The sequence below is a fragment of the Clostridium caldaquaticum genome, from assembly GCF_023806125.1.
Taxonomy (GTDB): Bacteria; Bacillota; Clostridia; order Clostridiales; family Clostridiaceae; genus Clostridium_AT; species Clostridium_AT caldaquaticum.
In genome coordinates this window covers 37,245-53,804 of sequence record NZ_JAMSKT010000019.1, presented here as the reverse complement: position 1 = coordinate 53,804, position 16,560 = coordinate 37,245, and the positions used below count along the sequence as shown (strand labels likewise).

11 protein-coding genes, 1 pseudogene and 1 riboswitch are annotated in these 16,560 nt (G+C 30.7%); of the genes and pseudogenes, 8 read left to right on the top strand and 4 right to left on the bottom strand.

Features of this window, described 5'->3' with window-relative positions; translation table 11 throughout:
* Nucleotides 1–68 precede the first annotated feature (68 nt).
* Together recJ and M2651_RS11945 are read left to right on the top strand one after the other, a co-directional pair.
* The gene (gene recJ, locus M2651_RS11950; protein ID WP_252132580.1) at nucleotides 69–1,838 is read left to right on the top strand and encodes a single-stranded-DNA-specific exonuclease RecJ; all 1,770 of its coding nucleotides are present in this window, start codon (nucleotides 69–71) and stop codon (nucleotides 1,836–1,838) included.
* Between the two features lie 127 nt (nucleotides 1,839–1,965).
* Complete coding sequence (locus tag M2651_RS11945) at nucleotides 1,966–3,981, top strand: PAS domain-containing sensor histidine kinase (RefSeq protein ID WP_252132579.1); 2,016 nt, start codon at nucleotides 1,966–1,968, stop codon at nucleotides 3,979–3,981.
* A 48-nt stretch (nucleotides 3,982–4,029) separates the two neighbouring features.
* Here M2651_RS11945 and M2651_RS11940 read toward each other — a convergent pair whose 3' ends face one another.
* Nucleotides 4,030–4,221, bottom strand: a complete 192-nt coding sequence (locus M2651_RS11940) for an alpha/beta-type small acid-soluble spore protein (RefSeq protein WP_252132578.1) — start codon at nucleotides 4,219–4,221, stop codon at nucleotides 4,030–4,032.
* Nucleotides 4,222–4,433: 212 nt separating this feature from the next.
* On the opposite strand from M2651_RS11940, the gene murG reads away from it, so the two are divergent.
* The 6 genes from murG (at nucleotide 4,434) to M2651_RS11910 (ending at nucleotide 13,225) form a co-directional block, all read left to right on the top strand.
* Nucleotides 4,434–5,486: an undecaprenyldiphospho-muramoylpentapeptide beta-N-acetylglucosaminyltransferase gene (gene murG / locus M2651_RS11935; protein ID WP_252132594.1), complete on the top strand. Its 1,053-nt coding sequence runs from the start codon at nucleotides 4,434–4,436 to the stop codon at nucleotides 5,484–5,486.
* 95 nt (nucleotides 5,487–5,581) lie between these two features.
* A complete protein-coding gene (locus M2651_RS11930) occupies nucleotides 5,582–7,099 on the top strand; it encodes an MBL fold metallo-hydrolase RNA specificity domain-containing protein (protein WP_252132577.1) in 1,518 nt (505 codons plus the stop codon).
* A 151-nt stretch (nucleotides 7,100–7,250) separates the two neighbouring features.
* A complete protein-coding gene (safA, locus tag M2651_RS11925) occupies nucleotides 7,251–7,859 on the top strand; it encodes a SafA/ExsA family spore coat assembly protein (protein WP_252132576.1) in 609 nt (202 codons plus the stop codon).
* Nucleotides 7,860–8,112: 253 nt separating this feature from the next.
* Nucleotides 8,113–11,625 carry a pyruvate:ferredoxin (flavodoxin) oxidoreductase gene (gene nifJ, locus M2651_RS11920; RefSeq protein ID WP_252132575.1) on the top strand — a complete coding sequence of 1,171 codons (3,513 nt, stop codon included), beginning with the start codon at nucleotides 8,113–8,115 and terminating at the stop codon, nucleotides 11,623–11,625.
* Nucleotides 11,626–11,798: 173 nt separating this feature from the next.
* Complete coding sequence (locus M2651_RS11915) at nucleotides 11,799–12,635, top strand: methyl-accepting chemotaxis protein (RefSeq protein WP_252132574.1); 837 nt, start codon at nucleotides 11,799–11,801, stop codon at nucleotides 12,633–12,635.
* A 170-nt stretch (nucleotides 12,636–12,805) separates the two neighbouring features.
* Nucleotides 12,806–12,866, top strand: a riboswitch (Fluoride riboswitch).
* Nucleotides 12,867–13,072: 206 nt separating this feature from the next.
* Nucleotides 13,073–13,225 (top strand): hypothetical protein, encoded by a 153-nt coding sequence (locus M2651_RS11910; RefSeq protein ID WP_252132573.1) that lies wholly within the window; start codon nucleotides 13,073–13,075, stop codon nucleotides 13,223–13,225.
* Between the two features lie 508 nt (nucleotides 13,226–13,733).
* On the opposite strand, the gene M2651_RS11905 is transcribed toward M2651_RS11910, so the two are convergent.
* The 3 genes and pseudogenes from M2651_RS11905 to M2651_RS11895 form a co-directional block, all read right to left on the bottom strand.
* The gene (locus tag M2651_RS11905; protein ID WP_252132572.1) at nucleotides 13,734–14,300 is read right to left on the bottom strand and encodes a DUF2812 domain-containing protein; all 567 of its coding nucleotides are present in this window, start codon (nucleotides 14,298–14,300) and stop codon (nucleotides 13,734–13,736) included.
* On the bottom strand, nucleotides 14,293–14,634 hold the full coding sequence (locus M2651_RS11900) for a PadR family transcriptional regulator (protein ID WP_434062150.1): 342 nt from the start codon (nucleotides 14,632–14,634) through the stop codon (nucleotides 14,293–14,295). Before M2651_RS11900 ends, M2651_RS11905 begins: the two co-directional genes overlap by 8 nt.
* A gap of 420 nt (nucleotides 14,635–15,054) precedes the next feature.
* Nucleotides 15,055–16,381 (bottom strand): annotated as a pseudogene (locus M2651_RS11895) (IS1380 family transposase).
* Between the last annotated feature and the right edge of the window lie 179 nt (nucleotides 16,382–16,560).

Below are 16,560 nucleotides of genomic sequence, written 5' to 3'. Positions count from 1 at the left end.
AAATTTGACATGAGTATTCATTATCTGTAAAATACAACTGTTAATTGATATATTTGGATGTGATTAAAATGGAAAGATGGATGTTAAAAAATGTAAAGCATGATATAAAAAGAATGGCTCAAGAGTTAAGCTGCAGTGAAATTATTGCAAAAATACTTGTTAATAGAGGTATTACAGATAAGGACAGAGCTTATAAGTTCATTAATGCCAGCGTAGAGCATTTAAATAATCCAAGACTTATGAAGGATATTGAGAAAGGTGTTTTAATTATTAAAAATGCTATAGAGAAACAATTAAAGATACTTGTCGTTGGTGATTACGACGTTGATGGGGTAATTAGTACATATATGCTGTATACTATATTGTCTCGCTGCGGAGCAAATGTAGATTATCGTATTCCAGATAGAGTTAAAGAGGGCTATGGTATAAATGAAAGTATTATAAAAGAGGCAAAGAAAAATTCAGTGGATGTAATCATAACCTGTGATAATGGTATTGCTGCTATAGAACAGGTAAAGCTGGCAAAAGAACTTGGAATTATAGTTATTATAACTGATCACCACGATATTCAGTTTATTGAAAAAGATGATGGAATTAGGGAATATGTAGTTCCAGATGCCGATGCAGTAATAAATCCTAAGCAATTAGACTGTCAATACCCGTTTAAATACCTATGTGGTGCAGGAGTTGTATTTAAATTTGCTCAAATACTGTTTGATATTATGAAATTAGATAATTCGGAGTTATATAAATTATTGCAATTTGTTGCAATAGCAACTGTATGTGATGTTGTAGATTTAATAGATGAAAATAGAATTATAGTTAAAAATGGATTAAGATTAATTAATAATACAAACAATCTTGGACTTAAAGCATTATTTGAAGAAACAGGAATTTACAATAAGGAAATAACAGTATATTCTCTTGGATTTATTATTGGACCTAGTATAAATGCATCTGGTCGTTTGGAACAGGCTATTTGGGCATTAAAGCTTTTATTAACAAACAATTTAGATGAAGCAAAGGAATTAGCTAAAAAGCTTCATGAATTAAATAAAGAAAGACAAGATATTACTAATAATGGGGTTGAAGATGCAATACATTTAATAGAAAATTCTAAAATGAAAAACGACAAAGTATTAGTTGTATTTATGCCAGAGGTGCATGAGAGTGTTGCTGGAATAATTGCAGGACGAATAAGGGAAAAATATAATGTTCCTGCTATTGTTTTAACAAAAGGAAAAGAAGGCGTAAAGGGTTCTGGAAGGTCAATAGAAGAATATAATATGTTTGAAGAACTGTTAAAGTGTAAAGATTTGCTTACTAAATTTGGTGGACATCCTATGGCAGCAGGATTATCTTTAGAAGAGGATAAAATCAGTTTATTAAGAGATAAACTTAATAAATGCTGTCCTTTAACTGATGAAGATATAATTCCTAAAGTAATAATTGATATGCAGTTACCTCTTTCAAGAATTACTATGCAGCTGGCAGAAGAACTAGAATCTTTAGAGCCTTTTGGGAAAGGTAATACAAAACCTTTATTTGCGGAAAAGAAAATAAAAGTTTATAAGGCTATGGTTTTAGGTGTAAATAAAAATGTATTAAAATTAAAATTATTATCTAAGGATGGTAAGCTTATAGAAGCAGTATATTTTGGAGATATTGAAAATTTTAATGAAACTATAGTGAGTAAATATGGAGAAAATGAGATGCAGAAAATGTATGAAGGAATACAAAATAATATTGAAATGGACTTCGTATATTCAATAAATATAAATGAATATAGAGGAACCAGAACTGTTCAATTGATTATTACAAATTATAGAGTATCTTAAAAAATAAGGAGAGGCTAAAAAAGCTTCTCTTTTTTTTAGAAATTTTAATTTGTTTTTGAAGGATTTTACAATTTTATGCAGAATATAATATAAGTTATTTAATGAAAATAATGGAGGAAATGTTTATATGCTGAAATTTTATGAAAGTATTCCTTTTGGAGTAATAATACTTAAAGGTAAACCTTTAAGTATAGAATATTTTAATAATAGGGCAGAAAAAATGCTTAATTTAAAAAAAGAAATACTTTATAAAAGCTTTTATATTCTTCAGTTTTTAAGAGAACTCAGTTCTGTAATTATAAACTGCTTTAACAAAAAACAGGAAGAAGAAATAACAGAAGTTGAAATAGGTGAAAACAAATTTTATTCAATAATTATTTGCGGAAAAGAAGAACAGGTGGAGATATATATACAGGAAAAGACTAAAAGTGTTCTGGAAAATAGAAAAAAAATTGAAGATAGTATGCAAAGATTAGACAGGGAAAAAGAAAAGTTTTTAAATATTTCTACAGAACTTAAAACAAAATGTGATATTATAGAAATATTAAGGGATAGGGAAAAAAAACACCTTATGCATCTTAGAGATGTAATAAATAATATATCAGAAGGGATTTTGGTAGTAGATAGCAATGGTACAATAAGTATATGTAATAGAGCTGTATATAATATTATTCAACTTGATTTTGGTCAGTTAGTAAGCCCAGCAGCTATTTTTAATAAATATAATGTGTTCAATCTGCAGGAAGATAGACTAAGTATGCATTATATATATGAAAAAGCCTGTAAAAAAAATCTACCTATAAATAATCTTATAGTAAAGCTTGTTGATAAAGAAAGCTTAAATACAAAGTATGTAGAGATAAATAGTAATCCTATATTTAACAGACAACAGGAAGTAATATATACTATAATAACTTTAAAAGATGTAACAGAAGCTAAACTTCATCAAATTAATGCAGAGGAGCAGGCAGCTTTTATAAAAGATGTAGTTAATGATTTGGATGTACCAATTGCCGTTTTTAATTATCCTGAATTAACCTGCAAACTTATTAATAAAAAATATAAAAATATAATAAATACTACAGATGATGAAAAAGCATTGATAAATGAATACCATACTATAGATATTAATAAGGTTGATAATAGTTATTCATATGATAAGCTGAATAATATAATTTGCAACGTTGGAGAGAAAGGAAAGCCCTTTAGTCTTTCACCCTACAGTGTATTAGATGAAAATGGAATTAAAAGGTTCTACAAAGTTAAATTTATTCCTTATAAAGATAATGATAACCTGGTAAATAGAATTCATGTGTATGGATTGGATATAACAGATGAGGTAAATAGAAACAGAGAACTTGAAGAGATTACAAAACTAAAAGATGAATTCTTTTCCGTTATATCTCACGAGCTTAGAACTCCGCTGACTATAATTTATTCTTCTCTTCAATTAGCCTATGATATATATAAAGATGAAATAACTGATAATATAGATAAAACTTTGAGAAGAATAGACCAAAACTGCAGCAGACTTTTAAAGCTTATAAATAATATATTGGATATTTCTAAAGCTGAAGCAGGTTTTTTAACTTTAAACTCCTCTAATTTTGATATTGTATATACAACTGAATTTATTATTAGTTCTGTAAATTTATATGCAAAAAGCAAAGGTATTCAATTAATATTTGATACAAATGAAGAAGAATGTATAGTGCTTTTAGATAAGGATAAATATGAAAAAATACTTTTAAATCTTTTATCAAATTCAATAAAATTTACGCCTGAAGGAAAGCAGGTTTTGGTAACTTTATTTGTAGAGGATGATTATGTGACTTTAAGTGTAAAAGATGAAGGAATAGGAATACCGGAAGATAAATTAGACTGCATTTTTGATAGATTTTCGCAGATTAATACATCTCTTTCAAGAAGAGCTGAGGGGACTGGCATTGGACTTTCTTTAGTGAAAAAATTTGTCGATTACATGAATGGAAGTATTAAGGTTATAAGCAAAGAGGGAGAAGGCAGCGAATTTTTAGTAAAGTTTAATAAAGAGTGTTTACAAAAAGGTAAAAATTTAACTATAGCTGCTATAGATACAACTATAAATGATAAGATTAATATTGAATTTTCGGATATAAATTAAAAAGCACAAGGATTACAAATCCATGTGCTTATTTTGTAAAAAAATTTATTATAAATTTCTTTCGTAAGCTTCAACCATTTTCTTAACCATTTGACCGCCTACTGAACCATTTTCTCTAGCTGTTAAATCTCCGTTGTAGCCTTCTTTAAGATTAACACCTACTTCTCTAGCAGCTTCCATTTTAAATTTATCTAAACTAGCTTTAGCTTGTGGAACTAATATTCTGTTGTTTCTTGACATTTTGCATTCCTCCTTTTTATGTTTGTAATAATATATTGTCCATTTAAAAAATAATTATTTTAGTGTAATATAGGTATTGGAGTTAAAAAATTAATTGTTTTTTAAAATTTTATTTTATTATATTCAAAAAATAAATACTTAGTATATTATATAATTAGTAAGCAACAACTAAATGTCTAGGAGATGGTATATTGAATACTAAAAAGATAATAATGACAGGTGGAGGTTCAGCAGGACATGTTACTCCAAATCTTGCGCTTATTCCAAGGCTTAAAGAAGAAGGGTATGATATAGAATATATTGGTACTGCTGATGGTATAGAAAGAAGAATTATAGAACAGCATAATATTAAATATCATATAATAGTCAGTGGTAAACTTAGAAGATATTTCGATATAAAAAATTTTACAGATCCTTTCAGGGTTTTAAAAGGAATTAAACAGGCCTATGATATAATAAAAAAAGAAAAACCAAACATAGTGTTTTCAAAGGGAGGTTTTGTAGCTGTACCTGTAGTATTAGCAGCTTATTTAAATAAAATTCCTGTAATTGCACATGAGTCTGATATAACTCCAGGACTTGCAAATAAGCTTTCTATTCCTTATTGTACTAAAATTTGTGCTACCTTTCCCGAAGCCTTAAAAAAATTAAATAAGAACAAAGCAGTGCTGACAGGAACACCTATAAGAAAGGAATTATTAGAAGGAAGTAAAATTAAAGGATTAAAAATATGTGGATTTAATGATAATAAGCCAGTACTGCTTATTATAGGTGGAAGCTTAGGTGCTAAGGTTATAAATGAGATTGTTAGAAGTAACATAGATGTATTGCTCAAAAGTTATAACATAATTCATATATGTGGAAAAAATAATGTAGAAGATAATTATAATGTGAAAAATGGATATAAGCAATTTGAATATGTAAGTGAAGAACTTCCTCATTTAATGGCTTCAGCAGATATTGTAGTATCAAGAGCTGGTGCAAACTCAATTTTTGAGCTACTTGCACTTAAAAAACCTAATTTATTAATACCGCTTTCAGCAAAGTCTAGCAGAGGAGATCAGATTTTAAATGCGGAATCTTTTGAAAAGAGTGGATTCAGTATGGTTTTAAAGGAAGAAGCTTTAGATAATAAAAGCTTTTTAAAAAGTTTAGAAGAACTATATAACAATAAAGAAAATTACGTAAAAAATATGTTAAACAGTAAATATAGTAATGGAGTAGAACCAATAGTGAAGCTTATACTTCAATATAGCCGAAAATAATAAAATAAGCCCTAAACTTTACAGTCTAGGGTTTTGTTTTAAGTTATTTTAATATAATACAAATATAAAGTAATAAATTGCTGGGAGGAAGCGAAATGAAACTACAATTTTACGGAGCTGCTGGTTGTGTTACTGGTTCTTGCCACTTAATAAAAGTTAACGAGAAGAATGTTTTAGTTGACTGCGGACTTTATCAAGGAAAAGATGAAAAGGAGAGGGGAAACGAAGATTTTGATTTTAATCCAAAAGAAATAGACTTTGTTATATTGACTCATGCTCATATAGACCACAGCGGTAGAATTCCTCTTCTTTATAAGAGAGGCTTTAAAGGGGAAGTTATATGTACAGAAGCCACAAGAGATCTTTGTAGTGTTATGCTTCCAGACAGCGGTCATATAATGGAGATGGAAACAGAGTGGAAAAACAGAAAGAGAATAAGACAGGGTTTGGAACCAATAGAACCTTTATATACTGCTAAAATAGCGGAACTCTCAATTTATCTATTTAGAAGCTGTGAGTATGATAAATGGATTGAACTTTTTGAAGGTTTTAAAATCAGATTTAAAGATGCAGGACATCTTTTAGGCTCTTCATCTGTTGAAATAAAGATAAAGGATAAGGATAAAGGTGAAGTTAAGCTTGTATACAGCGGTGATTTGGGTAATAAAAATTTACCTCTTATTAAAGATCCTTCTAAAATAGACTACGCAGATTATGTAATTATGGAAACCACTTATGGAGATAGGCTTCATGATAATATAAACGATGAATTTGGACAGCTTGTAAATATTATAAAAACTACTTTCAAAAGGGGTGGAAATGTTATAATACCTTCTTTTGCAGTAGGGAGAACTCAAGAGGTGCTTTATGTTATTAATAAGTATGTTGAAAATGACACACTAAAAAACCTAACTGTTTATGTGGACAGTCCTTTAGCTTCTGAATCAACAAAAATATTTCAAAAATATAGTAATATATTTGATGAAGAAGCAAAAAAGCTTATTGATAAAGGTGATAATCCCTTAGATTTTGAAGGATTAATTTTTACTAGTTCACCAGAAGATTCAGCAAGGATAAATAAAATACAAAGCGGTGCTTTAATAATATCTGCAAGCGGGATGTGCGAGGCAGGAAGAATAAAACATCATTTAAAGCATAATCTTTGGAGAAAGGAATGTTCAATTGTATTTGTAGGATACCAAGCAGAAGGTACTCTTGGAAGAGCTATAATTAGTGGAGCTAAGAAAGTTAAAATTTTTGGTGAAGAAATTGCGGTGAATGCTGAAATTCATGTTTTACAGGGTCTATCGGGTCATGCTGACAGAAATGGCTTATTAGAGTGGGTGGAAGGTTTTAAGAAAAAGCCTAAAGAAATTCTTTTAGTTCATGGTGATAGTGAAGTACAGGACAGCTTTAAAAATTTACTAGAATCTAAAGGTTTTAATGCAAGAATAATGAAGTATGGAGAAAGATATATAATTAACAAATATGATGGTAAGGCAACTGTTGATGTAAAAGAAAAAATTATTAAGCTTTTAGATTCATTAAAAGATATCGATGAAATGGATAAGGAAATTTTATTGCAAAAAATAAAAAAAGTATTGGAAGAATAAAATATTTTAAGGAAGGCTTTACAATTTTAGTTAATTGTAAAGTCTTTTTTAATTTAAAAATAACATTTATAGCAATATTTATCTATATAGCCATTAAAAATTAAAATAAATAATATGAAATTTATTAAGAATATAGTTGAGGTGATAAGTGATGAAAAAAATTTGTACAATTATGTTCAGTTTTTTATTAGTCTTTTGTGCAAAAACTGTAGTAAATGCACAAAATATAAGTTACACAGTTAAATCAGGAGACAGCATGTGGAAAATAGCAGTAAGATACCAAATAGGAGTATCTGAAATTATAAGTGCTAATCCTCAGATTAAAAATCCAAGTCTTATATATCCTGGACAAAAGCTCAGCATACCAAACATCGATGATATTAAAAAGCTTGAAAACGAGGTTATAAGATTGGTTAATGTAGAAAGAAGCAAGTATGGGCTTAAGCCTTTAGCAGCAAATTGGGAACTTTCTAGAGTTGCCAGATATAAATCTCAGGATATGAAGAATAAAAATTACTTTTCCCATCAGTCCCCAACTTATGGTTCACCATTTCAAATGATGCAGCACTTTGGAATAGTTTACAGAACTGCTGGTGAAAATATAGCTATGGGACAAAGAACCCCCCAAGAAGTTATGACTGCTTGGATGAATTCTCCAGGTCATAGAGCAAATATATTAAAGGCAGAGTATACAGAAATTGGTGTTGGTGTGGCTAAAGATGGAAGTATTTATTGGACTCAGATGTTTATTGCAAAATAATTAACAAAAATTTCACAAACTCTCTCTTAGCTTTATAAGAGAGAGTTTATTTATGTATACGTATAAAAAATTGTTTTAAAAAGCAAAAATATAGTGACAATTTGGTTGAATTATTAAAATAATAGTATATAATAGAAATTGGGCCTGTACTATTTTATTTAATGTTGCAAAAGACTAGGTATTTGGTATTTTGTTTTAAATGGTTTATGTTTCTGTATCAATTTTAAATTTTTTATAGAAAGAAGGTATATCCATGAGAAAGATGAAAACTATGGACGGTAATACCGCTGCAGCACACGTAGCCTATGCCTTTACGGATGTAGCAGCTATATACCCTATAACTCCATCTTCACCTATGGCAGAGCATGTTGATGAGTGGAGTTCTAAAGGAAGAAAAAATATTTTTGGACAAGAAGTTAAGGTAATTGAAATGCAGTCAGAAGCTGGAGCAGCTGGAGCTGTACACGGTTCCCTACAAGCTGGAGCTTTGACTACAACGTTTACTGCTTCTCAAGGTCTTTTATTGATGCTTCCAAATATGTATAAGATAGCTGGTGAGCTGCTTCCATCAGTATTTCATGTTAGTGCTAGAGCTATAGCTGCTCATGCTCTTTCAATCTTTGGAGATCATCAAGACGTTATGGCTGCAAGACAGACTGGTTTTGCACTTCTTGCATCAAGCAGCGTACAAGAAGTTATGGACTTATCTGCAGTTGCCCATCTTTCAGCAATTAAAGGAAGAGTTCCATTCTTAAGCTTCTTTGATGGTTTCAGAACTTCACACGAGGTTCAAAAGATTGAAGTTTTAGAATATGACGAATTAAAGGCTCTTGTAGATGAAGATGCAGTTAAAGCCTTCAGAAAAAGAGGATTAAATCCAGAACGTCCTGTAACAAGAGGAACAGCTCAAAATCCAGATATATATTTCCAAGGAAGAGAAGCTGCTAACAGATTTTATAATGCAATTCCTGAAATAGTTGAAAATTATATGGCTGAAATAAATAAACTTACCGGAAGGGATTACCATTTATTTAACTACTATGGAGCAGAAGATGCTGAAAGAATGATAGTAGCAATGGGATCAGCTTGTGATGCTATAGAAGAAACAGTAGATTACTTAAATGCTAGAGGAGAAAAGGTAGGTCTTTTAAAGGTTCACCTATTCAGACCATTCTCAATTGAACATTTTGTTAAATACATACCAAAGACTGTTAAGAAGATAGCTGTACTTGACAGAACAAAAGAGCCAGGTTCAGCTGGAGAACCATTATATCTTGATGTTAAAAATGCCTTCTATGACAGTGAATTTAGACCAGTTGTTGTAGGTGGAAGATACGGTCTAGGTTCAAAAGATACAACACCAGGACAAATAGTTTCTGTTTTTGAAAACTTAAAGGCAGACAAGCCTAAAAATGGTTTCACTGTTGGTATAAATGATGATGTAACCTTCCTGTCACTTCCAGCAGCAGAAGAAATAGATGTTGCAGACGCATCAACTAAGGCATGTAAGTTCTGGGGATTAGGTTCAGATGGAACTGTTGGAGCTAATAAAAGTGCTGTCAAGATAATAGGAGATCATACAGATCTTTACGCACAAGCATACTTTGCTTATGACTCAAAGAAGTCTGGCGGTATTACAATTTCTCACTTAAGATTTGGAAAGAAGCCAATTAAGTCACCATATCTAATTAATAAGGCTGACTTTATAGCTTGTCATAACCAATCTTATGTAAATAAATATAATGTTTTAGATGGACTTAAGAAAAATGGAGTATTCCTGTTAAATACTCTATGGGATGAAGAAGGTCTTGAAAAACATCTGCCAGCAAACATGAAGAGATTTATTGCTGAAAACAATATTAAGTTCTATACAGTAAATGCTGTTAAAATAGCACAAGAAATTGGTCTTGGCGGAAGAATTAACATGATAATGCAAGCTGCTTTCTTTAAGCTGGCTAATATTATTCCAATAGAAGATGCTGTTAAGTATCTAAAAGATGCAGTTGTTGCTTCTTATGGCTTAAAGGGAGAAAAAATTGTTAACATGAACTTTGCTGCTATCGACAAAGGACTTGAATCCTTAGTAGAAGTTAAGGTGCCTGAAGCATGGAAGAATGCCTATGAAGAAGCTGCAGCTACTAAGGCTGTACCAGACTTTATAAAGAATGTACTTGAGCCAATGAATAGACAAGAAGGAGATGCTCTTCCTGTAAGTACTTTCTTAGGAGTTGAGGATGGAACCTTCCCAATGGGAACAGCTGCTTACGAAAAGAGAGGAATTGCTATAAGTGTTCCAGAATGGAATATAGATAAGTGTATTCAATGTAATCAGTGTTCTTATGTATGTCCTCATGCTGCAATAAGACCATTCTTAGTTAATGAAGAAGAAGCTAAGAGTGCTCCAGAAGGTTTTAATACTAAGAAAGCTCAAGGCGGAAAGGCGTTTGAAGGCTTAAGCTACAGAATTTCAGTTTCTGTATTAGATTGTACAGGCTGTGGAAACTGTGCTGATATTTGTCCAGCACCAGGAAAGGCACTTACAATGAAACCGGTAGAAACTCAGTTAAATGAGCAAAACAATTGGGATTACTCTTTAACATTATCATATAAGGAAAATCCAATGAACAAAGAAACAGTTAAGGGCAGCCAATTTGAGCAGCCGCTTCTTGAGTTCTCTGGTGCTTGTGCAGGCTGCGGAGAAACTCCATACGCAAGACTTGTAACACAATTGTTTGGTGATAGAATGATGATAGCTAATGCTACAGGATGTTCATCAATCTGGGGAGGAAGTGCTCCATCTACACCATATACTACAAATCACTGTGGACATGGTCCAGCTTGGGCTAACTCTTTATTTGAAGATAATGCTGAGTTTGGATTTGGTATGTTCCAAGGCGTAAGGCAAATAAGAGAGAGATTAGCTGCACGTGCTAAAGAAGCTTTAGCTTTAGAAATAAGTGATGAGTTAAAGGCAGCAATTCAAAATTGGCTTGATAATTTCAAGAATGGAGAAGGTTCAAAGAAAGCAACACTTAAGATGCTTCCACTTCTTGAAGTTGAAAAAGGTAATTTTGAAGCTTTAGCTGATTTATATGAAAACAGGGAATTCTTAATAAAGAAATCTCAATGGATATTCGGCGGAGACGGATGGGCATACGATATAGGATACGGGGGATTAGACCACGTACTTGCATCTGGAGAAGATGTAAATGTTCTTGTATTCGATACAGAAGTTTACTCAAATACTGGTGGACAATCTTCAAAGGCAACTCCAACTGCTGCTATTGCTAAGTTTGCTGCTGCAGGAAAGAGAACTAAGAAGAAAGACCTTGGTATGATGGCTATGAGCTATGGATATGTTTATGTAGCACAAATAGCTATGGGTGCTGATAAGAATCAGACTATAAAAGCTATAACTGAAGCTGAAAAATATGATGGACCATCCTTAATTATAGCTTATGCTCCATGTATAAACCAAGGACTTAAATCAGGAATGGGTAAGAGCCAGGAAGAAGCGAAGAAGGCTGTTGAAGCTGGATACTGGCATATGTATAGATTCAATCCAGAACTTAAGGAACAAGGAAAGAATCCATTTGTTCTTGATTCCAAGGAACCAACTGCTTCCTTTAGAGAGTTCCTGCTTGGTGAAGTTAGATATGCTTCCTTATTAAAGGTATTCCCAGAGCAGGCTGAAGCATTGTTTGAAAAGACAGAGAAGGATGCAAAAGAAAGATACGAAGCCTATAAGAGACTAGCTGCTAATTAAGCTGACACTTAAAAGTAGACTGCAATTGCGGTCTACTTTTTTTAAGTGCTCCCTGTTATTGTCAATGAAAATTTTCCCTTTTTCGGTAATGTCATTTAGTTAAGACATTAGGATGAAAAAACTTAAAAGAGTAAGGTATAAAAGAAGTAGCTTATATATTGGAGGTGTTTTAATTGAATAATAATATTTTTGATAATGAAGTTTTAAATTCGTTTAATATGGTTTTGCCATATTTAAAAAATATGTTTGATGAAGATGTCGCCTTTGGTATATCTAATACTGATATATTTTTAAAAGTTCAACAAGGAAAAACTTTAGTTTTAAAATCAAAAGAAGGTGATAAAATTCCATCTGGTGGTGCTGTACATAAAGCAATACAATCTGGAGAAATTATTGTTGCTGATGTACCAAAAGAAGTTTATGGTGTACCATTTAGATCCTATGCTGTTCCAGTAAAGGATGATTCCAATAAAGTGGTTGGGTGTATTGTATTAGGTAAAAGCTTAGAAACGAGTTCTGAACTAAAAACAATTGCTAATACTTTATATTATACTCTAGAAAAAATATCTTCTGAAATCAATGATTTATCAACTGCTATTCAAAAAGTATTAAATATGAATATTGAAATTTCTACTCAAGTTCAAGAGGCTGAAAAAAGTTCAAAAAATACCGATGATATTTTGAAATTTATTCAGGGTATTTCTGCTCAAACAAATATGCTTGGTTTAAATGCAGCTATAGAAGCTTCAAGAGCTGGTGAAGCAGGAAAAGGTTTTAATGTAGTTGCAAAAGAAATTAGAAAGCTTTCTGGAACAACTAGTGAATCTATAAAAAAAATTGATGATGTTCTTAAGAATATTGTAACTTTAATTAATAGTATTCATTCAAAAATTAATGAATCAAATGAAATATTCCAAGCAAAAGCAACTGTTATTGAACAAATTGCTGTTGCACTACAGGAATTAAATTCTTCTGCGCACAAACTAAATAATTTATCAAAGAAATTATAATATAAATGTGGTTAACCATTTACAGTAATGTATATAAAAAATATAGACATACATTTGACAGTACATCATAGAACAAAATATTTTATGAAGGCACTTTAAATGATTAATGTAATATATGGAATTTTTGTTGACTTAAAAAAAATATGGTGTTAAAATTATTTTAGAATTGAAAATTAATAGGCGATGGAGTTCGTCTAAAAATGCTTATAAGCTAATGACTCCTGCAAATGTTTTAAAACATTTGCAGGAGTTTTTTGTATTTAATTACAACTGCTATTAGTTATATTTATCCTACTATAAAACAGGAATTAAATGATTTATATAATTAATATTAGAAAAATTGTAGGCATAATAATGAGATCGGATAAGTTTGTATAGAGTTGTAAGAGTAAAGACTAACCATAACTTTCTATCTATGATAAAGGGAGGTCGTTTATATGTTTTACAGTATTCTTTTTAAGACTAAAGAGCAGTATGATCAAAAAAGGTGTATAGATGAACCAGATTGTTTTAAGGATTTAAATCTTAATCAGATTTTTGATCTGATTTTAAAAAATAAAAAGGTGTTGCTTATAATCCACAGAAATTGATAAATGATATAAAACATCCAGAAGTTACAGGCAAAGCTGCTTAATAAATATGTATAATTATTATTTAAATATAAATTATCAACAGATTTTTAGATTGTAGTTCTTTGATAAATGAAGCTTGGAGTAGTCGGTAGTATAAATCACCATACGGGCATAGACCCTGCAAAGGAGCATAACTGACATCCACCTCACGGATAGGTTGAACGAAGGAATTTTGGGACGATGATCCTGCGAGACATGGGAGGGTAGACCACCTGAGAATTGTGGATATCCATTAGCTTTATTTTATTGAAAATGAAAATCTAAGAATAAATAAGTATATTAAAGAAAATTAAAGATTATAGAGGGAGGAGAGTTATAAAAATACCCTATCATTAATTGGTGGCGGCCGAGTAGCGATAGGGTGTTTTTAATGTATTAATTTATATATCGCAATGCAATTTTCACAAATGTTTGTATTCTATTCAGAGAGAAGAATGATTTTAAATAAGAAATTTTAGTATTGTTATTATTCATGTAGTCTTTTTTCTTTTAACAGTCTTGAAATCTTTTTTTGAAGTGGTATGGCTAAAGTAAGAAAATACGCTCCAATTATTATAAGTATAAGATTTACGATTATATCAGAGACATTTAAAGTTCCCCAAAAAATACTTTGTATAAGTGTAAATGGCTGGGATAGCCCGGAGAAAATAAATATAAAGGCAATGATATACCATATAATATTTATTCTCTTATAGTGCTCAATTTTTGAATCAATATCAGAATAGATATCAAATTCACCTAGACACGATTTTTTTCTAAAATAGTGCCATCTCCCTACAGATGAAACAAGATCAACATTCATTTCTTGCATAAAATTTTTGTAAGACTCTTTATTTTCATAAGTATTCTCGTTTTTTATAAATTCTACCCTATATATATATTCATTAGGATTACAATCTTCAAAAATATAATAGCCGTTTGAAATATCTTTTAGTGCATATCCATCACTACACATCTTATTTAGCCATTTTTCTTCTTTTTCTAAATCAACAAATATATTTTTAATTATGTTTCTTCGTATCTTTTTAATCATTTACATGACCTCCAACAATTTTAATACCGTTATTGTAAAGCTCCTTTAACCTGCTAATTTCAGATTCAATTACTTCACGACCGAGATCAGTTATAATATATTCTTTCTTCCTAGAGTCTGTGTTAGAGTTATAAACTTTAATCCAATTCTTATCAAGTAAGCTGCTAATCGCACCATAAAGCGTACCAGGTGCAAGGACTAAACGACTATTGCTTATATTACTTACAAATTGCATAATTCCGTAACCATGCAGAGGTTGAAATAGTGAGAGTAGTATATAATACGTGGATTCTGTTAAAGCAGGGTATTTAATATTTGGTAATATTTCAATCACCTCCTAAAAATATTAAAAAGGTATATATCGTCATGCGTTATATCGTAATACAAATATAACGCATGACGATATATTTGTCAATATGGTACAAATATAAATTTAGATTTTTTAAGTATTTTAAATAATTTTGTGGTGAATTTGAAAAATTATTTAAACCTGAATTATTCACCAAGTTTATTTCGAGTACCTATCTTGAAAATTATGGCATTAAAAATAAGCTTGGTGATTGTTTTTTTGTTCTAATTTAGAAATTTTTCATATAAAACTTCTTTTTCTTAACTGGCAGCCTTCAAATGCTTTAAAAAACGCTAGTTTTTCCCTACTGACTTGCACCTTAGATTTTAGAGCCAAAACTAAAGTAAGTACCTACCATAAACCCGTAGGGTGCTTTCAAATATACCTAAATATATCTAAACATTTTTAAGTATAAGATGAAAAAAATGAAAGCTTATTAATATTGTCTAAAGTATTCCAAAACGTATCTTTATATGCATAAGTGCTGCAGAGCTTAAAATTCAAATATCTAGAACCCTTAACTATCTTTGCAGCTATTTTTACAAGCTTTATTCTTATAGTTTCAATTCTGCTTGATACCATTGATTTGCATAAGACTAATCTTCTAAACCAATTATTAAAGTTATAGGCTAGCATGGCTATTTGAAGTTTATTTGCGTTGGCAATAAACTCTGAACTGCTCATAGAAGCAAAGTTAAAGCCGTTTTTACCTTCTTTAATAAAGTTTTCCATGGTTCCCCTGTTACAGTAAAACATTATTATCTTTTTAGGTGTAGAAACCATATTACTGACTACAAAAGTGTAATTGTAACACATCTCACCTTCAGGCTTTTCAACTTTAACAACCACTCTTCTTTCCTTATCCCATGATGAAGCTTTATAGGCAATCTCACCATAAACAACTTGGTAATCGTAAATATTACTTTTGCACAACTTATCCATTCGCTCAGTTATGCTAGCAGCTGTTTTGTAGAGAGTAGCATTAGCTTTCAGTCTTATAGCGTAAAAGCCTTTATTTTCTTCAATCAGTTTATATAGCTCTGGATTAGCAAAACCACTGTCTCATCTTACAAACCTTGACATAGAGGGATACTTTTCTGCATACATTTTTAAACTTGGTCCAATGAATCTTACAATCTGCCTTGATGTATAGATGTTACCTGCTCTAAGCTCCGCTTTAATTAAATCTCCTGTTAGTCCATCGAACATTAATATATGGATGGTATCCAGTTGAAGAATAGTGAAAATTATACGCTGACCCATGTTGATTACCATAAGTCTCAAAATTCGTAGAATCTATGTCAAATATAATTTCACTAGGCATTTCCACTGAATAAACATTATTCAGAAGTAACTCATTTATCTTTTCAAACTGCTTTACATTGTCAATTGCCAATCTATTGTTGAATCGTGAGATTGTAGGCTGAGAAGCTAATGCTCCCTTCTCTAAAACAGCTGTAAATGCTGGGTCATTAATCAAATCATCGGCATTATCATCAGTGTGATACCCAGATATATTTTGATAAATCTTGTGAATAGCTATGTCAGAATTTGTATGATATCTAAATTTAGCATCATCTTTAACTCTTAAATTATTTTCTATAGCTACGCTTAAACCTATCTTTTCATTAAACTCTTTATAAAGAAACAATCCTGCATCAGATGTTAAATCTCCACCATCAAAATTGATTTTTTTATTGAAATTTAGTGATTTTTCTTTTAAACTATTCATAAAAAGTCTCTCCTTTGTTAAGTGTTTTACGCAAATTAACCATAACAAATTAAGGCCTTTTTTTCTATAGCTTTTTATCACTTTTTAAGTGAAAGCTAAAAACAAAGGAAATGTAGTTATAATGCCATGCTACGCATAGTTTTTATAGCATTCGTGAATAATTCAGGTTAAAATATAAG